Annotated in this window: 23 protein-coding genes; 22 read left to right on the top strand and 1 reads right to left on the bottom strand. The window is 37.9% G+C overall.

Annotation, left to right across the window (positions count from 1 at the left end; translation table 11 throughout):
- Positions 1-167 precede the first annotated feature (167 nt).
- The 11 genes from RYM16_RS00240 to RYM16_RS00290 all read left to right on the top strand — a co-directional run bounded on the left by RYM16_RS00240 (position 168) and on the right by RYM16_RS00290 (position 12,855).
- Positions 168-1,490 (top strand): metallophosphoesterase family protein, encoded by a 1,323-nt coding sequence (locus tag RYM16_RS00240; protein ID WP_314981643.1) that lies wholly within the window; start codon positions 168-170, stop codon positions 1,488-1,490.
- Positions 1,491-1,799: 309 nt separating this feature from the next.
- Entirely contained in the window at positions 1,800-2,984 is a 1,185-nt protein-coding gene (locus tag RYM16_RS00245; RefSeq protein WP_314981645.1) for a M20 family metallopeptidase, read from the top strand.
- Between the two features lie 30 nt (positions 2,985-3,014).
- Positions 3,015-4,025, top strand: a complete 1,011-nt coding sequence (gene argF / locus RYM16_RS00250; RefSeq protein WP_399553765.1) for an ornithine carbamoyltransferase — start codon at positions 3,015-3,017, stop codon at positions 4,023-4,025.
- 122 nt (positions 4,026-4,147) lie between these two features.
- Entirely contained in the window at positions 4,148-5,098 is a 951-nt protein-coding gene (gene argC, locus RYM16_RS00255; RefSeq protein WP_314981647.1) for an N-acetyl-gamma-glutamyl-phosphate reductase, read from the top strand.
- A 10-nt stretch (positions 5,099-5,108) separates the two neighbouring features.
- A complete protein-coding gene (gene argB / locus RYM16_RS00260) occupies positions 5,109-5,966 on the top strand; it encodes an acetylglutamate kinase (protein WP_314981649.1) in 858 nt (285 codons plus the stop codon).
- 82 nt (positions 5,967-6,048) lie between these two features.
- A complete protein-coding gene (locus tag RYM16_RS00265; protein WP_314981650.1) occupies positions 6,049-7,236 on the top strand; it encodes an aspartate aminotransferase family protein in 1,188 nt (395 codons plus the stop codon).
- A 138-nt stretch (positions 7,237-7,374) separates the two neighbouring features.
- Positions 7,375-7,557 carry a hypothetical protein gene (locus RYM16_RS00270; RefSeq protein WP_009351246.1) on the top strand — a complete coding sequence of 61 codons (183 nt, stop codon included), beginning with the start codon at positions 7,375-7,377 and terminating at the stop codon, positions 7,555-7,557.
- Positions 7,558-7,652: 95 nt separating this feature from the next.
- Complete coding sequence (locus tag RYM16_RS00275) at positions 7,653-8,831, top strand: amidohydrolase (protein ID WP_314981651.1); 1,179 nt, start codon at positions 7,653-7,655, stop codon at positions 8,829-8,831.
- A 180-nt stretch (positions 8,832-9,011) separates the two neighbouring features.
- The gene (gene dcuC / locus RYM16_RS00280) at positions 9,012-10,367 is read left to right on the top strand and encodes a C4-dicarboxylate transporter DcuC (RefSeq protein WP_314981653.1); all 1,356 of its coding nucleotides are present in this window, start codon (positions 9,012-9,014) and stop codon (positions 10,365-10,367) included.
- Between the two features lie 76 nt (positions 10,368-10,443).
- Positions 10,444-11,490 carry a DUF805 domain-containing protein gene (locus tag RYM16_RS00285; protein WP_314981656.1) on the top strand — a complete coding sequence of 349 codons (1,047 nt, stop codon included), beginning with the start codon at positions 10,444-10,446 and terminating at the stop codon, positions 11,488-11,490.
- Positions 11,491-11,670: 180 nt separating this feature from the next.
- Positions 11,671-12,855 carry an MFS transporter gene (locus RYM16_RS00290; RefSeq protein ID WP_009351289.1) on the top strand — a complete coding sequence of 395 codons (1,185 nt, stop codon included), beginning with the start codon at positions 11,671-11,673 and terminating at the stop codon, positions 12,853-12,855.
- 157 nt (positions 12,856-13,012) lie between these two features.
- On the opposite strand, the gene RYM16_RS00295 is transcribed toward RYM16_RS00290, so the two are convergent.
- Positions 13,013-13,999, bottom strand: a complete 987-nt coding sequence (locus tag RYM16_RS00295) for a GMP reductase (RefSeq protein WP_009351075.1) — start codon at positions 13,997-13,999, stop codon at positions 13,013-13,015.
- A 198-nt stretch (positions 14,000-14,197) separates the two neighbouring features.
- Here RYM16_RS00295 and thiT point away from each other — a divergent pair, with 198 nt between their 5' ends.
- From thiT to ttdB, 11 genes are all read left to right on the top strand, one after another.
- Positions 14,198-14,728, top strand: coding sequence for an energy-coupled thiamine transporter ThiT (thiT, locus tag RYM16_RS00300; RefSeq protein ID WP_314981657.1), 531 nt, complete (start codon positions 14,198-14,200; stop codon positions 14,726-14,728).
- Positions 14,721-15,845 carry a molybdopterin-guanine dinucleotide biosynthesis protein MobB gene (locus tag RYM16_RS00305; RefSeq protein WP_314981659.1) on the top strand — a complete coding sequence of 375 codons (1,125 nt, stop codon included), beginning with the start codon at positions 14,721-14,723 and terminating at the stop codon, positions 15,843-15,845. The genes thiT and RYM16_RS00305 overlap by 8 nt, the downstream gene beginning before the upstream one ends.
- Complete coding sequence (locus RYM16_RS00310; RefSeq protein ID WP_314981661.1) at positions 15,826-17,061, top strand: molybdopterin molybdotransferase MoeA; 1,236 nt, start codon at positions 15,826-15,828, stop codon at positions 17,059-17,061. The genes RYM16_RS00305 and RYM16_RS00310 overlap by 20 nt, the downstream gene beginning before the upstream one ends.
- A gap of 301 nt (positions 17,062-17,362) precedes the next feature.
- Positions 17,363-17,698 carry a cupin domain-containing protein gene (locus tag RYM16_RS00315; protein WP_288188059.1) on the top strand — a complete coding sequence of 112 codons (336 nt, stop codon included), beginning with the start codon at positions 17,363-17,365 and terminating at the stop codon, positions 17,696-17,698.
- Between the two features lie 71 nt (positions 17,699-17,769).
- Positions 17,770-18,765 (top strand): zeta toxin family protein, encoded by a 996-nt coding sequence (locus tag RYM16_RS00320; protein ID WP_314981663.1) that lies wholly within the window; start codon positions 17,770-17,772, stop codon positions 18,763-18,765.
- 86 nt (positions 18,766-18,851) lie between these two features.
- Positions 18,852-19,874, top strand: a complete 1,023-nt coding sequence (locus tag RYM16_RS00325) for an AraC family transcriptional regulator (protein ID WP_314981665.1) — start codon at positions 18,852-18,854, stop codon at positions 19,872-19,874.
- A 375-nt stretch (positions 19,875-20,249) separates the two neighbouring features.
- Positions 20,250-20,516 carry a SemiSWEET family transporter gene (locus RYM16_RS00330; protein ID WP_009351082.1) on the top strand — a complete coding sequence of 89 codons (267 nt, stop codon included), beginning with the start codon at positions 20,250-20,252 and terminating at the stop codon, positions 20,514-20,516.
- Between the two features lie 167 nt (positions 20,517-20,683).
- Positions 20,684-21,325 carry a hypothetical protein gene (locus RYM16_RS00335; RefSeq protein ID WP_314981667.1) on the top strand — a complete coding sequence of 214 codons (642 nt, stop codon included), beginning with the start codon at positions 20,684-20,686 and terminating at the stop codon, positions 21,323-21,325.
- Between the two features lie 50 nt (positions 21,326-21,375).
- Positions 21,376-22,404, top strand: a complete 1,029-nt coding sequence (locus RYM16_RS00340) for an AraC family transcriptional regulator (protein ID WP_314981669.1) — start codon at positions 21,376-21,378, stop codon at positions 22,402-22,404.
- 385 nt (positions 22,405-22,789) lie between these two features.
- Complete coding sequence (ttdA, locus tag RYM16_RS00345) at positions 22,790-23,692, top strand: L(+)-tartrate dehydratase subunit alpha (protein WP_314981671.1); 903 nt, start codon at positions 22,790-22,792, stop codon at positions 23,690-23,692.
- Complete coding sequence (ttdB, locus tag RYM16_RS00350; protein ID WP_156931474.1) at positions 23,692-24,303, top strand: L(+)-tartrate dehydratase subunit beta; 612 nt, start codon at positions 23,692-23,694, stop codon at positions 24,301-24,303. The genes ttdA and ttdB overlap by 1 nt, the downstream gene beginning before the upstream one ends.
- Positions 24,304-24,355 lie beyond the last annotated feature (52 nt).

Here is a 24,355-nt window from a genome sequence, read left to right on the forward strand (position 1 = left end):
ATGGAATATACCGCAATTAAATATGTTGGGTTGTGTTTCTGCTAGATATAGAAAAGTAGATGTTGAAGAAGTATAGCAAAATCTTATTTGACTTAAAGTTAAGTGTAAGTTTTATAATGTGTTCATATTAAATATTAGTCAAACAGTTTAGTTAATAAAGGAATTATATGAACAAAAAAAGATTAATTATATCTTTACTAGCTATTATTACCGTGGTTGGTGCTACTGTAGGTAGTTATGTATATAGGGATGCTATATACAGTCGAATTACTCGGACTGCAGCTGTTGTGAGTGGTCAAGAGATAAAACCGCTCCTTGATTCCGAAAGCCGTTATATTCGACAAATCGTAGCTCAAGATAATAGTACAAGCCGAACCATTATGTGGCAATCAGACAATAGCGAAGCTGATGCGGTAATAGAGTATCGTCTAGAGGGCACTGAAAAGACACAAACGATAGGCGCTACAGACAAAGCTTTTACCGATGATGGTAGTACTACCTATATTCATGAGGCCACATTGACAGGTTTGACACCTAATACTAAATATGAATATCGCGTAGGTTACGGTACAGATCGCCGTAGTGATTGGTACCGTCTGGAAACGGCTGGTGCTAGTGTATATGATGTGCTCATCTATCCAGATTCTCAGTCGGGGGATTATTCTCAGTGGGAAGAGATTGTAAAGAGCTCAGCACTACGCAACCCTAGGACCGCTCTGTATATTAGTATGGGTGACCTTGTAGATAATGGGGAGCAAGCCTATCAATGGCGTACATGGCTTAACTCTATTAAACCGTTAAGTGCCAATGTGCCGTTAGCAACGACTTTAGGCAATCATGAGATGTATACATTAGATTGGAAAATGCGCGAGCCTTATGCATATTTGAATTACTTCGCAGTACCGCCTAATGGGAATGAAATTTTTAATCGTCGTTATTACTCCTATGACTTCGGTGATGTTCATTACATTGTATTAGATACCATGTTATATGAAAGCAATCATGAGGATAATCCTGATACGCATCATCCCGATTTGTACGATGTACAGGTTCAGTGGTTACGCCAAGATTTAACGACTAACACTAAAAAATGGACCGTCGTTCTTATGCATAGAGATCCATTCCAATATGCCTTTGATCGACCAGGTGCAAATAGAGCTATAGGTTTTGATGACGAAGGCGTATTATTTATGCCTATTTTTGATGAGTTTAATGTAGACTTAGTTCTGTCAGCTCATTTACATTCCTATCGAAATCGGGGTCATGTGCGCAACTTTGAGCGGGATGCATCGGGTCCGCTATATATTCTTACCGGAATCGCAGGCGATGCGCGTCGTCCTAAATGGAAACAACATCCACTAGATGTATATGTTGCGCCAGATCGTGACAAGAATAACTATATGACTATGACTGTTACACCAAATAAATTGATTGTAAAAGCATTCTTGCCTGATGGTACACAGCTCGATGAATCAGTCATTGAAAAATAAGATTATAATAAATAAGACGAAATAGCGAAAAGACACCTTCTTTAAAAGGTGTCTTTTTGTTTTTATACTAAAATAATATTAGCCATTTATTAATTGTTTTTATGAGGGATCTCCTAAGAATGTAGTATGTTAACGTTAAGTTTACAGTTCTATGAGTAAAATTAATTTGTAATATATCAAATAAAAATACATAAATTACGTATAAATACTTGTAGTTTGTGATTGGAGGTATTATAATACGTACATAGATTATAAAAATACACAAAAAATGTATAAATAATACATGATGTGTATAAAGGAGATAGAGTAATGAATACATTACAAGATTTGATCATGAAATATGCCGCACAATATAAAGAACAAGTTGTAGCATGGCGTAGACATATTCATAGTCATCCAGAGTTATCTGGTGAAGAGCAAAATACGTCTTTATTTATACAAAAGGTTCTCACCGAACTAGACATCTCTTTTGTTAACGATGTTTCTGATTATGCGGTAATCGGCAAAATCGAAGGAGCTCATACAGGTCCCGTTATTGCATTGCGTGCCGATATAGATGCATTACCCATTCATGAGGAAACAGGTTTACCATTTGCCTCCCAAAATAAAGGTGTTATGCATGCTTGTGGACACGATAGCCACATAGCGATTTTACTTGGGGCTGCAGCCATTTTACAGTCTATAAAAGACCAATTGCACGGCACTGTAAAGCTCGTATTTCAACCTTCGGAAGAAGAGGCTTTGTTTCCAGGTGCTCAAGGTATTGTAGATAGCGGTATCCTCGATGACGTAGATGAAATATATGGTCTTCATGTGTGGCCTCAACTACCAGTGGGAACTGTAGGGCTTAAAAAAGGTAATTTGATGGCTGCATCCGATCACTTCCTCGTACACATTAAAGGGAAGGCTACTCATGGTGCGGAACCTCACAATGGGATAGACGCAATCGTGGCTGCTGCAAACTGGATTGTTAATGTTGAGTCTATGGTGGCTCGTGAAACGAATCCAATGGAAAATCTTGTGTGTACTATCGGTGTCATCAATGGTGGTGACCGATATAACGTAGGCTGTGGTGATGTGTATCTAGAGGGCACTTGCCGCACCTATGAACCAGAAAAACGAGATTATATTGAGCGACGATTAGGTGAAAGCTTACAGGCGCTTGATGTGATGTTTAAAACAGAAAGCACTTTAGATTATAAACGTGGTCATGGTGCTACTATCAACAATTCAGATGCCATCGATTATGCCACATCTATTGTAGAGAAATATCTTGGTAAAGAAGCGGTGGTTCATCCTGAATTCCCGTCTATGGCTGCAGAAGATTTCTCCGCGTATCTTCATAAAATAAAAGGCGCATTCCTTTGGTTAGGCACAGGTTTTGAAGGTAATCCTGCCTTGCATAACGCATGCTTTACTATTGATGAAAGCATTTTAGAACCAGGAATTACAATGATGGCAGGATTAGCCGCCGAATTGTTACAAGAAAAGTAGTTAAATAGTAGTTTGAAATAAGAGGTTATCATGAAAAGTTTACAACATATATCTTTTAAAACAATGCTTCAATATACGCCAGAAGAAATTAAATACTTCTTGGACTTAGCTGCAAAACTAAAAGCAGATAAAAAAGCAGGTAAAGAAATCAAAACATTAGAAGGTAAAAACTTTGTTCTCATCTTCGAAAAAGACTCTACCCGGACTCGTTGTGCCTTTGAAGTAGGTGCTGCGGATCAAGGTGCTCATACAACATATCTTGGCCCTACAGGTTCCCAAATGAATAAAAAGGAATCCTTAAAAGATACAGCTCGTGTTCTAGGATCTATGTATGATGCTATCGAGTTCAGAGGCTTTGCTCAAGAGGATGTAGATACCTTGGCAGAATACTCTGGCGTACCAATTTGGAACGGTCTTACCGATATGGATCATCCTACGCAAACATTGGCAAATTTCTTGACCTTACAAGAGAATATCGACAAGCCATTGAACGAAATTTCCTTTGCCTATGTTGGTCATGGTCAATCTAATATGTGTAATGCATTGATGAGTGGTGCCGTTAAAATGGGGATGGATTTTAGACTTATCGGTCCTAAACAATACTGGCCAGCTGGTCCATTCTATGAAGAATGTTTGAAAGTTGCAAAAGAAACAGGTGCTACCATTACATGTACAGATAACGTAGCTGAAGGTGTTAAAGGCTTGGATGTTATCTACACAGGCGTATGGGTAACCATGGGTGATACATACGATATGTGGGAAGAACGTATCAATACGTTTAAACCATTCCAAGTCAATGCAGAGATGATGGCATTAACCGGTAATCCAAATACCAAATTCTGTCACTGCTTGCCAGCATTCCACAATACGGAAACTCAAGTAGGTAAAGATATTTTTGAACGGTTCGGCATGAATGGTATTGAGGTAACGGAAGATGTCTTTGAAGGTCCAAATTCCGTAGCCTTCCAAGAAGCAGAAAATCGTCTTCATACTATCAAAGCGGTTATGGTTGCAACATTTAGTGACTATCCTTTGAAATAATTTCATCTCCCTAGAAGGTGATGAAGCGTATAGTTTGTTTCCTATTTATAATCGCTGAAAGTAATAAGCGAGAAATGTATAAATAGGTTTGAGTCACCAATAGGTGAGAATTGAGGTTTATTATGGCACCCCATAAAGTATTTATTGTCGGTCATGAAGGCACAACAGGTTTAAGAATTCATGAACGGTTATCCAATAGAAAAGATATAGAGTTACTCGCCACTGCTGATGAGGATCGTAAAAATGTAGAGGCCATTAAAGAGGTCGCTAAAGAGGCTGACATTGTATTTCTCTGCTTGCCTGATGTGGCATCTAAAGAAATTATGGCCGCTATCGGCGAATTACCATGTAAGGTCATTGATACATCGACTGCATTTAGAACGGCTGCTGATTGGTCCTATGGTTTCCCAGAGCTCGGTGCGGATTATAAAACAGCCATCGCTACAGAAAAATACATTGCAAATCCTGGTTGTCATGCGAGCGGTATGATTGCTTGTATTGCTCCACTTATAAAAGCAGGCTTCGTACCAGCGGACTATCCTTTCACCATTACATCCTTAACCGGCTATAGTGGGGGCGGAAAAAAGATGATAGGTCAATATGAAAGTGAACCGAAGGATTATTTCCTCTATGCACCGCGTCAATATGGTTTAAGTCAACAACATAAGCACTTGCCTGAAGTTCAACATGTGTGTGGACTTAGTGAAGCACCTATTTTTATTCCTATCGTTGACGATTATTATTCCGGTATGGAAGTAACTGTAGGCATTCACAGTCGTTTATGCCAAAAGCCAATAAGCATTGATAAAGTGCAACAGGCATTGGAAAACTTTTATAAAGGTAGCCCGATTATTACTGTCGTACCATTTACTGAGAACAGTAATACAGGTATGTTAAATGCAAATCAATTGAGCAACACAGATAGCATGAAAATCTATGTGACTGGCAACGATGAACGCATTATGGTTCATGCTATTTTCGATAATTTAGGCAAAGGTGCCTCTGGTGCTGCTGTTCAATGTATGAACATTGCTTTAGGTTTGCCTGAGGATACAGGCCTAGCACTAGGTTAGAGAGGGAACTATGAAGGACGTAACAAATGCAATGCGGGCGCATATCTTAACTGCGGCCGTTCCATATATTAAACAATATACAGATCAATATGTTGTCGTTAAATATGGCGGCAATGCTATGATTGATGAAGAATTAAAAAAATCCGTTATGAAGGATTTAATGCTACTTCAATTGGTAGGGGTAAAGGTTGTGCTCGTTCATGGCGGTGGTCCAGCTATTAATAGCACACTAGATGCCATGAAAATTGAATCCCGTTTTGCAAATGGCTTGCGTGTCACAGATGAAGCGACAATGGATGTAGTACAAATGGTATTAGCCGGCAAGGTTAATAAAGGCCTTGTAGCAGATTTAACAGACCTTGGTGGTAAGGCTGTTGGTCTCTGTGGTGTGGATGGTAATATGATTCAAGTTCATAAACAAAATGATGAGCTTGGTTATGTAGGCTCTATCGATACAATTGACACAAGTATTATCGATGATGTTATCAGTAGAGGTTATATTCCTGTCATTTCTTCCATTGGTATGGGGGCTGATGGCAAGACATATAATATTAATGCTGATACGGTAGCCGCAAAAATTGCCGGTGCCCTTAAGGCGGAAACAATGGTGGCCATGACTAACATTGATGGTGTGCTACGTGATGTACATGACCCTAATTCTTTAATCTCTAAAATCACTATGGCAGAGGCGGATCAATTAAAAGCAGAGGGTATTATTGCTGGCGGTATGATACCAAAAGTAGATTGTTGCTTAGAGGCCATCAAGTCAGGAGCTCAAAAGGTATTTATCATCAATGGTGAGATTCCACATGCCATTCTTATTGAGCTATTGACTGATGAAGGTCTTGGTACTATGTTTGTAGCATAAAACAGTAGATGTAATGTTGGTAATCATCTGATTACCTTTCATATAGATAGACGGCGGCGCGACCGTACGTTTGGAGGATGTAATGAGTAATACAATCGATTTTGAACAACAAGATAAAGAATATATAGCCAATACGTATGGCCGGTTTAACGTATGTTTTGAAAAAGGTAAAGGCTCTCTTTTATGGGATGTAAATGGTAAAGAATACATCGATTTTGGATCTGGTATCGGCGTAACAGCTTTTGGTGTCGATGACGATGAATGGACAGAGGCTGTGACAAAACAATCTCATGCGTTGAACCACATTTCAAATTTATACTATTCTTTGCCACAAATTGAATTGGCAAAACAACTGTGCGCTAAAACAGGTATGAAGAAGGTATTCTTCTCTAACTCTGGTGCAGAGTCTAATGAATGTGCCATCAAAGCAGCTCGTAAATATAGCCATGACAAATACGGCGAAGGTCGTCATGTCATCGTCACCTTGGTTAATAGCTTCCATGGTCGTACTATTACTACCTTGTCTGCTACAGGCCAAGATGTATTCCATCAACATTTCTTCCCATTTACAGAAGGCTTTATTCATACACCTGCTAATGATATTGATGCGGCCTTAAAAGCGCTTGATAATCCAGCAGTTTGTGCCATCATGATGGAACCTATTCAAGGTGAAGGTGGCGTTATGCCTTTGGATAAAGAGTTCGTACAAGCCGTAACAAAATATGCTCATGAACACGATCAACTCGTGTTAATCGATGAAGTACAAACTGGTAATGGCCGTACTGGTAGTCTATACGCATACCAACAATTTGGCATTGAGCCAGATGTAGTATCTACTGCAAAAGGTTTAGCAGGTGGACTTCCTATGGGGGCTACATTATTTAATGAAAAGATGCAATATGTGTTAAATGCTGGTGCCCATGCTACAACCTTTGGTGGCAATCCAATCTGTGCGGCAGCAGGCAATACTATCATTAATCGTTTAACACCAGAATTCTTAGATTCTGTAAAAGCAAAAGGGGACTATGTAAAAAATACCTTAGCAGGCAAACCTGGTATTCTAGGTGTGAGCGGCATGGGCCTTATGCTTGGTATTGAAACTACAGTAGATCCAAAAGAAGTCATTGCGAAATGTCTTGAAAAGGGCGTTGTATGCTTGTCTGCAAAAAATAAAGTACGTCTTTTACCAGCACTTAATATTCCTCAAGACCAATTGGAAAAAGCGATTGCTATTGTAGCTGAAGCTATTGAAGAGTTAGCTGCAAAATAATTTTAAGGATAACTTTCATAAATATCATTTAAAATAGTTACGTAACCGAGTAATTATTGAAATAAATCGATGAATATATAGACTTTAGTTCTCATTCGTGTTACCCTAGAAGAAACAGTCTATATTGGAGGAGTAAATATGAATACAGAATCCTTACGTAATGAAGTATTGGTACCTGCTGTAGCAAAAACTTTGGATATTGCTGCTAAAGCAAAACCTACAAAAGAAGAACTTTTCACAACAGCAAAGATCACTGCTGCTGTGGCAGTTGCAACAGCTGTTGTATCCTTAGCGGTACAAGCAGTATTGCGCAACCGATAAGAAACTAAGAAAACGACATGGCACTGCCTGTCGTTTTCTTTTACTTTTACAATGTTATTCCTAGTAATATTGGGATTTAGTGAGGAGGCGATATCATGCATAGTCGCGATTTAATAGAACAATATAAAAGCTACGTTCAAGATTGGCGTAGATATTTCCATAAACATCCTGAGCTCAGTAATGAAGAATTTGAAACAACTAAAACCTTGGCTAAAGAATTAGAATCTATGGGCGTAGAGGTTCACGTCGATACAGAGCGGGGCATCGGCTTAATTGGTATCATCCACGGTGACAAGCCTGGCAAAGCCATTGCTTTGCGCGCCGATATTGATGCATTGCCTGTTCACGAACATAATACAGTAGACTATAAATCAGAAACTGAAGGCAAAATGCACGCCTGTGGTCACGATGGTCATATGGCTATCTTATTAGGAGCTGCAAAGATGTTAATGTCTATGAAAGACCGCATCGAAGGCGACGTATATTTAGCCTTTCAACCTGCTGAAGAGACTGGAGCAGGGGCGCCAGATTTCATCAAATTTGGAGACTGGTACGATAAGGTGGATGCCATCTTTGGCGGCCACGTATGGATCGATTTACCAGCAGGACTCATATCTGTAGAAGAAGGTCCTCGTATGGCGGCAAGTAGCCAAATTACTATTAATGTAAAAGGTAAACAAGGCCATGGTGCACAGCCACACCAAGCGATTGATGCCATTGTAGTAGCTAGTGCTATCGTCGTGAACTTGCAAACCGTAGTGTCTCGTAATGTGAGTGCCTTAGATTCTCTTGTACTCACTATTGGTAATATTCACTCTGGATCTGAATGGAATGTTATCCCTGGTGAAGCTAAAATGGGAGGGACCATTCGATTCTTTGACCCAGACCAAGAAGAGTACTATGTTGAATCCATACGGCGCGTAGTAGAACATACTGCTGAGGCTTATGGAGCAACTGCTACATTAGAATATGTAAAAAAAGTACCGCCTACTATTAATGATCCTGCATCTAGCGAATTGGCGGAACGTGTCGTTATTGATACATTAGGTAAAGACAAACTTTCTAAAATGCGTAAAGTAATGCCAGGGGAAGATTTTGCATGGTATTTACAAGATAAACCAGGGTGCTTTGCCTTTATTGGTATTCAAAACCCTGATATTGAAGCTACATACGATCATCATAATAATCGATTCAATATGGATGACTCCGTACTATCTGCGGCATCTGCCGTATATGCAGAATATGCCATTGCATGGTTAAAAGAGCATAAATAAAAGTATAAGACGGAATAAAAGCACTGTTATCTTAAGGATAATGGTGCTTTTTCATTGTATCTTTATTTATCTTTTGTGCATGATGTAGGTATAATATAGGTATAATATGGATTTAATACAAGTGTAGTATACATCTTATATGGGTCTAATATATATTCTCTAGTTGAGAGGTGCTTATTTATGAATGTAGTTATATGTATCACCATTATTGCTATTACAGGGATATTGTTAATGAAGCGCTATCAACCACAGCCAGTTTTAATTGGTATGGGGATTCTCATGATGTTTATTGCTTATGAAGCAAATTGGATTGATGCTATACTTGTTGAGTCCCAATCTACAGGTGTCTTGGTATTTGATGCCATGGATATTGTGCGAATCACTACGTCCGAGAATATAGTAAATTTAGGCCTTATGATTATGACCTGTGCAGGCTATGCTAAGTATATGGAATATATCGGAGCAGGGACGCGACTAGCACATACAATTATTCAGCCTTTATATCGTCTCAATCAACCATATATTGTGTTAGCCCTTATGTTTCTACTCAATATGGGCCTATCCATATGTGTGCCAAATCCATTGAGTCTTGCCCTCCTCATGATGGTTACCATGTATCCTGTTTTACTCCGTCTTGGTGTGAACCCAGTAGGGGCTGCTGCTGTTATTGCTACGGGACATCTTATGGACGTAGGACCTGGTGCGGTATCTACCTTACTCATTGCAAAGACCTTGAATATGCCTGTGCCAAACTATTTTGTAGGCTACCAGTTGCGTCTTTATTTCTTAGTCGCTATTGTGACGGCTATAGCACACTTTTTCTGGCAGAAATATCGTGACCGGGTGGAGGAACCTAAGGCTATAGATACTTGTGAAAGTATTCCAGAGGCGCCAATAGGGCCTAAGCCATATATGATATTCCCTTTATTACCATTGTGTTTTATCTTAGGCTTTAGTCAATATGGTTTTCCTGGTGTGAAGATGAATGTTACATTGGCTATGATGCTTGCCTTTGGTATTGCTCTATTAGCTGAATTAATTCGTCATCGCAATTTGAGAACTGTACTTAAGAGTACGACTGTTTTCTTTGAAGGTATGGGGAACCAGTTCTCCTATGCAGTGACCCTTATTATAGGGGGACAAATCTTTGCACAAGGACTAGTGAGTTTAGGTCTTATTGAATCCTTGGTTGGGGCACTTCAAACATTATCTCTTAACTCCATGGAACTTACCTCTGTCCTAGGGGGCGGTATGTTAGGCCTTAGCATGGTGACAGGTAGCAATGTAGCGCCATTATTTACGTTGGTTCCACTAGTACCTAATATCGTAGCTCATCTAGGACTTGATCCGATTACTACTATGCTTGGTATGCAAAACGGTGCAAGCCTAGGCTTATTCCTTAGCCCTATTAGTCCTGTAATGGTCGGCGTAGCTGGCGTGGCGCATATTAAATCCGTAGATTTGCTGAAACGCACAGCTATACCTGTTCTTGTGGCGTTACTTACTAGCTGTGTGGGCATATGGGTGCTTTATTAAATTTAGATATTTACTAAGTCTTGTTTAATATGGTATGGTACGAGTTAGTACTGTTGTTAATACTTTGTTTAGATATATGAAATACGGAGCGTTAATGATTAACTTTAACTTTCTTGATGAATGGCTATTATTAAAGTCTAATGTTAAGAATCTTTTTCTTAACCAAAGGCTAACAAGATTTCCATACCTTATAGGGGTATTGTTTCTTCTCTTAGAAGTCTATATTGGCAATTTAATAAATCTTTTAGGTATTGTAGACTCTTTAAAGTTAACTCCAAATGATACTTTTTCTAATTATTTTGGACGAATTGTTCTCACCTCTGATTATTATATTGATGAGCCGATATTTTTTATCATGACAATTGTCATCAATCTTCTAGGTGCTTTTACATTATCAGAATTAGGTAAACGACGCTTAAATGATTATAGTGGTAGTGCTCTTGGACGGTGTTTACAGTATATTATTTTAATTTTTAATATACTACTACTAGGCTTTTGGGGATATAATCAAAACCTTACTGATATAGATCTTAGAGTGACTGTAGACTTTTACATTTATCTTTTCTATGAGTATATAGTACTCTTATTGCTAATATTTGTGCCTTCTAATAAAGAATCTAATCGTTATGGTTTGCCAAATGGAAAGCAGAAGAGTGGAGAATACAATATCAGCTATGAACCGATATACAGTTCCAGTGACGATAAAAAGCGAGAGGATATTTGGGATACGATTGGTTTATCTCATTCTATAGATTCCTTTAGAACTATGTTTATTAACAAGTTGTTTGATTATCGAACTAGAGCAAAAAGACAAGAGTTATACTGGGGCGTATTTATGTTCCAGATCATAACATATGCGCTCAACCCTATTTTGTTTTACTTCTATGAAAATATTTTTAATATAGATACAGCTATTGTTTCTAGTTTAGTTATCTATTGGATTTTTTGGATATGGTATATATTAGCTAATATTAGTTGTACTGTTAGAAGATTACATGATATGGGTCTTAGCGCTTATTGGTTAGTAGCCATGTTTATTCCATTTATTAATATCTATACTTTGTATATGACTGTATTTAAACCATCTATAAATAGCGTTGAATTAAATTCTATTAACGAATAAAGTTGGTATTGAATTTTACTAAATAACCCTCTTTACATTTTCTGTAAAGAGGGTTATTATATTCCAATAATAAATGATATGTAATTAAAATGGTTTCCTGCAATGATGCAAGTTTTAGCGCTTTGCGGATAAAAAAGGACCTTTCTTCGCCGGACGGTTCTAGAAGCCAGAAAGGATGTAATGAGCAATCAAGTTTCTATTTCAACAGCAAATATTCGTGGTGCCTTTGGAGGATTCTTTATCCCAGGTATGTATACAGCTTTATGGGCTGGTTTTGTGCCATATTTAAAAGCAAAGCTTAGTATCGGTGAAGATGTACTGGGTTCCATGATTTTAGTGCTCGGTGTAGGCTCTTGTTTGTCCATGGCCATAGCTGGTAAGCTAGTAGAGAACTTTGGATGCAAGAAAGTCGTTTTACTAGCTAGCTTTATTGGCATGTTATCTCTTGCGGTTGTTACCATGTGTTCTACAATTGCTACGACCACAGCCGCTTTGTTCTTCTTTGGTATTGGCGTCGGACTCAGTGGTGCGTCTGCCAATTTACAAGCTATCTTGACCGAAAAGGTGAGTAAGAAACACTTAATGGGTGCCTATCACGGTGGGTGGAGTTTAGGCGGTTTTGCCGGTGCTGGTGTTTTACTGGTGCTCTTAAAAATATTATCCTTACCTGTTAATGAAAGTATTTGGGGACTTCTCATCGTATTATTTATTGCTATGGTTGTGGTTAGCCAATTTATGTTGACCTTTGGCAGTGATCCAAATGCAAAGGTTACAAAAAAATCTAAAAGCCCATTATCTTTCCATCCCATTGCCATTATCTTTGGTCTTTTATCCTTTGTATCTTACTTAGTTGAAGGTGCAGTAGGGGATTGGAGTGCGTTATACCTGTTCGAAGATAAAGGTATCGTTATCGAAGAGGCTGTTATGGGCGTTATGCTATTTAATGGTACTATGTGTATCGGCCGCTTGCTGGGGAATACAATTGGTAAACATTTGACCTCTAAACAAGTTGTTATTGGTGGGTATTTGTTAGGCGCTATTGCAATGGGCCTTATCGTATTCTTACCTGGCTATGGTTCTATGTATACCTACTTATTACTTGGTATCTCCTTAGCTATGGTAGTACCAAACTTGTTCTCTGCTATGGGGGAACAAAATGTAATTCCTATGACACAAGCTGTGGCAACATCTACAATGCTAGGCTATATGGGAATTTTGATGGGACCAGCATTGATTGGTTTCATCGCTCATGGTACAAGTCTTACTGTTGCATTTATCGTATTGACTGTATTACTTGTAGTAAGTGCAGGTATTGGTAAATACGCTTATATGTTAATGGATAAATCAAAAGAAACTGAAGTTTAAACTTAAATAATAGCTCCAGAGACAATGTGTCTTTGGGGCTAATTTTAAATATTGAAATATTATTTTTAAAAAATATTACCTCATAATCAATAAGGAGAAGGGGATACAAAAAAGCCACAGGATATAACCTGTGGCTTTTACTATATGCTGTATTGTATTAGCGATCGCCGTTAAAGATGGAGTTTTTAACAAGTACGTAGTCTACTTTGCGGATTGCTTGTAAAGTAGTGCCGCCAGCATAAGAGATAGCAGATTGTAAATCTTGTTCCATTTCAACTAATGTATCAAAGATAGAACCTTTGGAGTCGATGAAGATTTTTTTGCCTTCTACGTTTTTGCGTTCCCCTTTTTGGAACTCAGAAGCAGAACCAAAGTATTCTTTTACTGCTTTACCGTCAACGATTTTTTCATCCCCTGGGGATTCTTCGTGACCAGCAAAGAGGGAACCGATCATAACCATAGTCGCACCAAAGCGAATAGATTTAGCGATGTCGCCATGGTCACGGATACCGCCGTCAGCGATGATAGGTTTTGTAGCTGCTTTTGCGCACCAGCGAACAGCAGCTAATTGCCAGCCACCAGTACCAAAGCCGGTTTTTAATTTAGTGATACAAACTTTACCAGGACCAATACCTACTTTAGTAGCGTCAGCACCAGCATTTTCAAGTTCACGAACTGCTTCTGGTGTACCAACATTACCAGCGATAATGAATGTTTCAGGTAAGTTCTTTTTAATGTATTGAATCATTTCGATTACTGCATTGGAGTGACCATGTGCAATATCGATTGTGATGTATTCAGGTGTTAAGTTTGCTTTTTTGAATTCATCAACTAAAGCAAATTCTTCAGCTTTTACGCCGATAGAAATGGAAGAATATAAGTTAAGGTCGTGCATGCGTTTTACAAAGTCCATACGACGTTGAGGTTGGAAACGATGCATGATATAGAAATAGCCTTCACGTGCTAATTTTTCAGCCAACTCTTCGTCAATGATAGTTTGCATATTTGCAGGTACCACTGGTAAGCGGAATGTGCGTTTACCTAATTTTACATGTGTATCACATTCGCTACGGCTACTGACGATACATTTATTAGGAATTAATTGCACGTCTTCATAATCAAAGATGTTCGTTGTGTTAATCATAGTTTCTATATCTCCTTCGGATATTACATATTGAACCTGTACCATTATACAAGAGACTCGCAAAATTTTCAATACGTTCCGAATATTTTGTTTGGTATCACAAAAAAACTGTAGTACAATACAAGTAGACTTTATAAATAGAAAATATCAGTTAAAATACATATATGAAAACATATAATTATGAGGAGGTCGATTGAAATGGATCAATCAAAAACTCGTATGCTTACTGAAGCAGGCGTGGCAATTGCTATTGCACAAGTTTTGTCATTTATTACGCTTTTCCATATGCCACAAGGGGGATCTATTAAGGCCGCAGCTTTAGTGCCACTTATGATTTATGCATACCGTTGGGGCGGTACACGCGGTATTTTTGTCGGTGTTGTGTACGGTATTTTACACTTTATTTTAGGTTTTAAATCATCTGTTCATTATTTAAGTATTATCTTAGATTACTTGGTAGCGTATGGTGTTATTGGCGTTTGCGGTTACTTCAAAGACTCTATTTCTGGACTTATTACAGGATCTATTGTAGGTATCGCATTGCGTTGGGCAGTATCTGTTACTAGTGGTGCCGTAGTCTTTGCTAGCTATGCACCACAAGGGCAAAATCCTTGGATTTACTCTATGGTTTATAATGCTTCCTATATGGTGCCAGATGGCATTTTAAATATTGTTGTTTTATTATTCATCTATCAAGGTGTTAAACGAGGTTTACGACGTCGTGGATAAATTAGGTTTAATTATTTTAGCTGGTGGTCTTAGTACCAGAATGGGCCAACCAAAGGCTTTATTGTCTTGGGTTGGTGGTGAAAGTCTCATATCTCACGCCCTCCGCAAGGGGCTTGATGCAGATGTACATGATATTTTGATCTCTATTGGGGACGATGAGCAATTAGGTCATGCCATACAGACTCATATTATTGATACTTTATCGAACGATGAACAAGAAAAAGTTTCTATTGTTCGGGATTCTATTGAGCGATGTGGGCCGTTAGGAGGCCTGTATAGCACCTTGGCGGTAGGACCTAGCCCTGCTTATGCAGTTATGGCCGTGGATATGCCATTTATGGAGATGGATCTCTATTTTGATTGGCTATACCAAGTAGATCATAATGATTGGAACGCCATTGTTCCTTATGGTGACAGTGACAAAGCTGAGCCTATGGCTGGCATTTATAGAACGCATATTGCATCATTAATTCAGTCTGTTCTCGTCGGTGAGGATATGTCTTTGCATCATGCCCTTGATGTCATTGGTCATGTTGAGCATATAGATGCTAGTGATTATACTTGGGAACTAAGTAATATTAATCGCTTCGAAGACTACCAATGGGCACGTGCCTTAGCAGAAAATGAGTTCCGTCGTGTGCCGCTCATTAGTGTAGTGGCATCTAAACGGAAAACAGGAAAGACAACGGTAGTAACACGTCTCGTATCAGAATTACAACGAGTTGGTTTATCCGTCGGAGTTGTAAAGAGCGATAAGCACGGCTTTCACATGGATCATGAAGGGACAGATACAGACCTTGCCTATAAAGCAGGGGCTAATGCGGTTGCTATTGCAGGGCCTAATGAAACAGCGATTCGTATACGTACAAAAGAACAGTCTAGTTTGTATGATTTGACACAGCATATGCCCGTAGATATTGTTATACTAGAAACACGGTCCCAAGGTATTGCCCCTATTATAGAGGTTACGAAAGAGGGCCATACGGAAGAACTTATCTCGGATGCAATGGACCGAGTGGCGACAATTGAAATTGGCAAGTTGGATCAAGACGTACCTGAATTGGTACGCCATATACAGGAAATGATGAGGTGTTTACATGGCCGTCGTTACTGTTGAGAAGGCACTCCAATTATGGGATGAGGCCTTACAAACACAAGTTCATAAAACTGAAACTATTGCTGTTAAGGCTGCGAAGGGATACGTATTAGCTGAGGATATTAAGGCCTCAACTGATGTACCTGCATTCCCCAAATCTGCGATGGATGGATATGCCATTGCCTACGAAGCAGGTCGTAATGAATATATCGTCGACGGTATTATTGGTGCCGGCGTTGTGTGGGAGCACCCTGTTGAACCTGGTCATGCAGTGCGTATTATGACTGGTGCACCTGTGCCGGATACATGTGATACGGTTATCATGCAAGAACAAGTGGTTGGTACAGGAGAACCGCAAACAACGATTACTATTCAAGGCAACTATCACTGTGGCGATCATATTATCCCTCAAGGTGAAGAGTGTGTTGCGGGAACCCTTGTGATTCCACGAGGTACAGAGGTAACTTCTACGGTACAAACCATTTTAACTGGACTCGGCATTACTGAGGTAACAGTTAATTCCATGCCTCAAGTATTAGTCCTTACCTCTGGTCATGAGGTGATTGAACCTGGTGAAAGTTTAACACCTGGTAAAATCTATAATTCTAATCGAGCTATGATTTGTGGCCTCTTAGAGGATTTAGGCTTTCACAAGATTACACACTATCACGTAAGCGATGCTCCTGAGGAACTAGAGTCTGAAATCAATCACGTGTTGAAACTTAGTGAAGAGGCAGATATTATCATCAGCTCTGGCGGTGTATCAGTTGGTCTCTTTGATACAATGCCACTTATTTATGAGAAATTAGGTGCTCAATCTATTTATGCACGTATTCAAATGCGTCCTGGTGCGGCATCTTATGGTGCTGTGACCCCGAAAGGTCAAATCATCTTTGGTCTATCTGGTAATCCAGGGGCTGCCTTTAACGGTTGGCATTTAATCGTAGCACCAACCTTGAAGCGCTATAAAGGTTTGGCAAACTGGACTACACCAGTGGTAGCCTGTGTTATGGATTCGGAAATTTTTAAACGCAATGCTTTTGATCGCTATGTACAAGGTAAAGTAATCTTTGGTGGTGGTGCGCCACGCTTTGTGGCTAACCGTCACTTTAATAGTAGTAGCATGTTAGGCTTATATACGGTTAATGCATTGGCATGTATTCCAAAAGGCGTACACGAAGTACATCCTGGCGATACCTTTGATGTGTATCTATTAGGACTGCTACCTGCGATTTAAATTATATGAGATTAATAGTTATAGACGTTTAATATTTCAAAATTTAGGATATTACATATCTGTAATATTTAGTGATAAAAATAATAAGACGAGGTCTCTCTAGAGGCCTCGTCTTATTGTTTATATAAAATTATTTCAATTCTGTTGCTATAGGTACTGAAATTAAATCTCAATTAATTTATAATAAACTCAACGAAAGGATAAACCTTTTAGTTACATCAATTAAGTTTTGACAAAATGTATTTCAATCTACTTTTTAATTACTTTTTACCATTATATAGTTATATAAGGAGTGATTTCTATGAGTAAGACTTTCACAAAAAATATCCCAGTCAACGAAATTTTACATCTAGACGATCGTTTAGAGTATAAAGAAGGGCAAGTGATTAGTATTACGATTGCCCAAAATGAACGCCTCAGTATTACCTTGTTTGCGTTACCAAAGGGCGAAGAAATCTCAACGCATGTAACTGTAGGTGACGCGATTGTGCAAATTCTTGATGGTGAGGCACACATCGTTGTTGGTGATGTAGAACACAATGTGAAAGCTGGTGAAACATTGATTATGCCATCTGAAGTGCCTCATAGCCTCAATGCCCGAGAAAACTTCAAGATGCTGTTGACCGTAGTTAAATAAATATATCATAATGAATGCATCCCTTGGATTATAAGGGGTGCATTTTTAATGCGTTGAGAGAGGTCGAATGTATGAACGTCGTTGAACAGTATAATTTAACGTTACAAATAGAAGTTCTAAAAGAACAAAGTGCGGAAACATTAGCACGTCTCTGTAACTTAGTCGAGGGGCGTGGCACTAGTGACTGTGTAGAGCTATTAAAAGCGTATTCTCATATTGTAAATACAGAGTTATATTTAGCTACATCTATACATGAGTTAGATATTCTAAAGTTAGATATGGTAAAACTTGAAAATACTATTAAAGAGTCATTAACACAAGCTTCTCATGACATTAGTGATGTTAAAGCTGTTAAAGAGACTAGTGATGTACAAGCTATTGAGTCCTATAGTTCTGAAGACTTTGAAAAGGCCTTAGAACGTACCATTGATTTCTTAACGTTTAATAAAAATATATCTAGTACACCTCGTGCTGTTATTTTAGGTGGTCAAAGTGGAGCAGGGAAAACCACAATTCATCGTGTGAAAATGCTAGAGTCAAAAGGTAATTATATTGTCATTGATGGCGATACATATCGTGCTCAACATCCGTATTTTAGAGAGTTACAAGAGAAATATGGTGTTGATAGTGTAGATTACACAAAAATGTTTGCCGGTAAGATGGTAGAGGCTGTAATTGATAAATTAAGCTCTTTAAAATACAATTTGATTATTGAAGGCACATTACGTTCAGCCGCAGTACCAATTAATACAGCTACATTATTAAAATCTAAAGGCTATACCGTCGACTTTTGTTTGATAGCTACTAAGCCTGAGTTATCTTATTTGACGACGCAATTGCGCTATTTAGAAATGATGATCGTGGATCCTTTACAAGCGAGAGCCACACCTAAAGATCATCATGATGGAATTGTAAAGTCTTTGGTCTCTAATAGTAATGAACTTGAACAGAGTGGACTTTTTGAAACCATTCAAGTGTATAAACGTGATTTAGAACAAGTATATAATTCAAAATTATGTACTGAATCTGTTGAAACTGTTGTAGACAAAATTTTATTTGGTACGTGAACTCACGATGAATATGCCTTGTTAGAAGTGAGTAAATCACAGGAACAGGCGTTAAGAGCGAAATTACCTTAGGGAGTAAAAGTGTAATGGATTACTTCGACTATTCATATAAACATAATTACATAGAGTTTAGTAGCACCATATATCGTGTTGGTACATACCATTACAACTGGCATGGGGAAACAGAGATTCTCATCTTATTAAAAGGGCGCATTGAGATGAGTTGTAATGACGAGGTGTTTACCTTAGAGCCTCTTGATGCAGTTATTATTTCACCTCAAGTGGGGCATTCAATATTAGCCCTTGAGGAGGATGTAATAGCTTTTACAATTCATGTGGGGAACGAGTTTTATCAACAGTATGATCCCGATTTTGGAACGTACGAATTTGTTGTGCGTTCTAATGAAAGTACTCGGCATAATCAATTTTTTACCACCTTACGTCACCATGCGGCTATGATGATGTTGTTGATGGCTAAAGGTGAAAGCCCCGTACATCGCATGTGGGTTGAACATCATTATTTAGCGTTAGCAGGTGATGTATTTAGAGAATTTGCCCCAGTTAAATTTGTCCATGAAAACGCACGACCTGGCGATATTAAACCTGTTACCTTTGATAAGATGATTGCTTATATTGATGAACACTATCGGCAAAAGCTTGAGTTAGAAGCTATTGCTAGGATTGGTGGTTATAATGTGGCTTATACGTCTCAATTCTTTAAGCGCCAAATGGGGATTTCTTTTGTAGATTATGTACTGAGATTGCGATTAAGAGATGCAACTGTTCAGCTGACGAGCTCAGATGAGGCGATCGCTAGGATTGCTAGTAGTTGTGGCTTTGCAGATATTAAAGCCTTTAATGTAGCGTTCAAAAAGTATTTCCGTATGACTCCCACCGAATATCGAAAGCAAGTAAAAGCCATTGGCCGTAAAACTACATTGCAAGACGGCGTAGAAATCGTATCAGTTGAAAATCAAGATGTCCTTGAGCTACTACATTCGTTTTTATCTTATGAAGATGATTCACGTGCTAAGAGTGAGCTAGAGTTTATGAGTCAAAAGCTAGAAACTTTAAAAGCAAAATTAGCTGATGTGGTAAAGGCGTTATAATTAATCTTTTAATTAGTAGTCAGATTTTGATTTACTGTAAATAGAATTTGAGCTACTGTGAATAAATTGCAAATAAAAAATTTTTGATTATATAGAAACATTGGAATTGGGTGATTTTCTATATAGAGAAATGCTATAAAAACACAAAAAGAGCACTACTGTAGATAAGTAGTGCTCTTTTTACATCTATAGTATGGGTTAAATTATATATTTTGTAATTTCGAAATAAGAAAAATATATATAAAATTATAGTTTTAACTAGATTTAATCCAAAAATTTGTCTTTTAATTTGGATAGTTAGATTCTCTAAACTGAGTAGAATATACCTCATCAGGTATTACAAACAATCGTAAATTAATCATTTTGGAGGATATAATGAATCAAGTAAAATTTATGGAAAACTTAGGGAAAGTTGCAACTGTTACTGCTGTAGCAATGTATGTATCTTACTTTCCACAAATTATGAACAACTTAGCACATCCAGGTACTGGTGATTGGATCCAACCTTTAGTAGCGGCTATCAACTGTACATTATGGGTGTTATATGGTTTGTTTAAAGAACATAGAGATATTCCAGTAGCATTAGCCAATGCACCAGGTATCTTCTTCGGTTTAGCAGCAGCGATTACAGCGCTTATGTAATTTTTAATTAAGTGTAATAGTAACAGTAATGTGTATATCAACATTTTAGCAGGCTTAATAGATAAAAATTAAGTTGCTGTTGACCATAGTTAAATATATATATCATAATAAATGCATCCCTTGAATTTCTAAGGGATGCATTTTTTATGTAAATAAGAGAGGTTTTTGTGGTTAATAGTACTGACTCGATTAGTGTATATAGACAAATTTTTAATGCCGTTGTGAGTCCTAACTTATGGTTGCCATACTTTCGGGATAGAGGAACTTTAAGCGGTTCTATAAAAGCTGTTGTATTTTATATAGTATTCATGCTATTTATTATGACTTTGGGGAGCGTAAGTGTTAATTTATTAAAACCTGAATCTACAACAACATTAGCTGAACTTTTAATTAATCCTACTCTTGCAATGAATATAGCAGGATCATTTGTAACTTTTGTCGTTATGTCTGTTGTGTTCGTGCCTATCTTTTTGTTGATAGCAAGAGGGGCTGACGCTGCATTAACATTAAAGCGAGTTTTTATGGTGTATTTATATGCTTATTCAGAAATATTTTTAGTTAAGAGTATAGAGTTATTTATTTTTTCACTGATGTCTGTTTTTGTACTGACATATATTGTTAATATGGTTTTCGCAGGCGCAGTAATTTTTGGGACAACCTTGACCTGTGGACTTTTACAGATAGTGCTGTTTTTTAAAACGTTTAAAATAGTTCTTGATATTCCGTATCTGACAATATCAGTAGCTGCTGGAATCGGTGCAGGTATTTCTATGTTTACCTTATCTCTATTAGAGAAAATTGGCTTATAAAACTTGGTACTTAATAATTATTGTTGAAATTTAGGGAGCATATAGCTAATATGGATTATTTCCACTATACATACAAACATAATCATATAGATTTTAGTAGCCATATATATAAGGTTAGTACCTATCATTACAATTGGCATGGAGAAACGGAAATCCTTATCTTATTAAAGGGCCGTATTGAGATGAGCTGTAATAGTGAGGTTTTCACGATGGAGCCACTCGATACAATTATTATTTCTCCTCAAGTAGGACACGCTACATTAGCTTTAGAAGAGGATACAACGGCCCTCGTTATTCATGTAGGGAAGAACTTCTTCCAACAATTTGATCCTAATTTTAGTATGTATCAATTTATGGTTCGATCTGATGAAACGAATCGTTATAATCCATTCTTTACATCAGTGAGATACCATGTAGCCATGATGATGTTGTTAATGGTGGACGGTAAAAGTCCGGCCAATCAGTTGTGGTTAGAGCATCATTACTTAGGCTTAGCTAGTGATGTATATAGCGAGATTGAGGCGGTTAAGTCTATTCATTCAAATACAAAGCCTGCTGATATGAAGGAAGCTGCTTTTGACAAGATGATTGCTTATATTGACGAAAACTATCAGCAAAAAATTGAATTGGAAGATATTGCTAAAATTGGTGGTTATAATGTGAACTATACGTCACAGTTCTTTAAACGCCAATTAGGTGTTTCCTTTTTAGAATATGTATTGCGTTTGAGACTACGGGAGGCTACCGTAAGTTTGGCTAACTCTACAGATAGTGTGGCTCATATTGCCATCAATTGTGGTTTTGCAGATATTAAGGCTTTTAATGTGGCTTTTAAAAAGCACTTCCATACGACGCCAACGGAATATCGCAAACAAGCCAAAGAGATGGGGCGTAAAACAAAACTACATGATTGGAAAGAGATCATTTCTACACAAGAGGAAGATATTGTAGAGCTATTACAATCTTGTTTGCCGTATCAACCTGATTACAAATATAAAATTGAACTAGATGAGGCTAATCAAAAGTTACAAGATATTAGGGAACAGCTTGAGTCAGTTGTTAAAAAATTACAATCCTAATTTTTATTAATACAGCTCATTGTAATTAGTTATAATTTCAATGGTTTTACACATTGCATTTAGGAAGATATACAATCATTAGGTATAGGTAATTTTGTATATTCTAAAGTAATTGATCATTAGACATTGAAAGAGCACTACTTTTTGATAGGTAGTGCTCTTTTTGTGCTTGTATATAGGTGAAATTGTATATTTTGTATGCGTTAAAATATAACCATATAGGTGATTTATTATAGTTCCCTTACACTTTTATCAGAAAAAATCAACTTGTAAATTGGATAGTTATATCCTGAAAAAAGAGTAGAATGAAATCATCGAAAGGAGCTAAGGTTCCGAAACAGAAATAATTGCGTCTTAAATAATGAAGTCCTTTTGGAGGTTTACGATGAGTACGAAAGAACAACAAGTGCAAGAAATGACAAATGTCATCGCAAAGTTCATTGCTTATGTAGCAAAGAAATTACCTGATGATGTAGAGGCAAAAATTAAAGAGCTTGCTGCAGATGAAAAAAATCCATTAGCTAAAACAATTTATGAAACAATGAAAAAGAATCAGGAATTGGCCTTCGATTTAAATCGTCCATCCTGCCAAGATACAGGTGTGTTACAGTTCTGGGTAAAAGTAGGTTCTAACTACCCATTGATTGGTGAACTCGAAGAAATCTTGCGTAATGCTACATACCAAGCTACACAAGATGCACCACTTCGCCATAACTGTGTAGAAACCTTTGATGAATTTAATACGGGTAAAAATATTGGTCGTACAGCTCCGTACATTACATGGGATATCATACCTGGCCGTGATGATGTAGAAATCTTCCCATATATGGCTGGTGGCGGGTGCTCTTTACCAGGTTCTGGTAAAACATTGATGCCAGGTGAAGGTTACGAAGGTGTAGCTAAGTTTGTACTAGACTTGATGACAAGCTATGGCTTAAATGCATGTCCTCCATTATTAGTTGGTGTAGGCATTGCAACATCTATCGATACAGCAGCAGCTATGTCTAAAAAAGCATTGATGCGCCCAGTATCCTCTAAAGCAGATAATGAAAAAGCTGCATATATGGAACAATTGCTTGAAGATGGCATCAATGCATTGCACATTGGTCCACAAGGCATGGGCGGTGATAAATCTGTAATGGGTGTTAACATCGAGCATGGCTCCCGTCATCCATCTGTAATTTCTGTAGCTGTCAATGTTGGTTGTTGGAACCATCGCCGCGGGCATGTAGTATTTGATAAAGATGGTAAGTACGAAATTCTATCTCACAAAGGAGTGACATTCTAATGGCTAAACATATTTTGACAACACCAATTCAAGCATCTGATCTTGAAGGTATCAAAGCAGGGGATATTATATATTTAAATGGTCATATCACAACATGCCGTGATGTTGCTCATCGTCGTCTTGTTGAATACGGCCGTGAGTTACCTGTAGATGTACGTAACGGTGCTATCTTGCACGCAGGTCCAATCGTACGTGATCATGGGGATGATAAATTTGAAATGATTTCCGTAGGTCCTACAACATCTATGCGTATGGAAAAATTTGAGTACGAATTTGTAAAACAAACTGGTGTACGCCTTATCGTTGGTAAGGGTGGTATGGGTCCTGAAACAGCACGTGCATGTAAAGACTTTGGTGCACTTCACTGTGTATTCCCAGCGGGTAATGCGGTACTTGCTGCTACAGAAGTAGAAGAAATCGAGTCTGCTAACTGGCGTGAACTTGGTATGCCTGAAACATTATGGACTTGCCGTGTAAAAGAATTTGGTCCGCTCATCGTATCCATCGATGCAGAAGGTAATAACTACTTTGAAAATAAAAAAGTAGAATACAATGCGAAAAAAGAAGAAGTGTTAGAAGAGATTTATAAACACGTAAGCTTCATTAAATAATCGAATTGTGATCTTCAATTTAATAGGAGGATTATACGGATTTTGTACAATC

Source organism: uncultured Veillonella sp. (assembly GCF_963524655.1).
Taxonomy (GTDB): Bacteria; Bacillota; Negativicutes; order Veillonellales; family Veillonellaceae; genus Veillonella.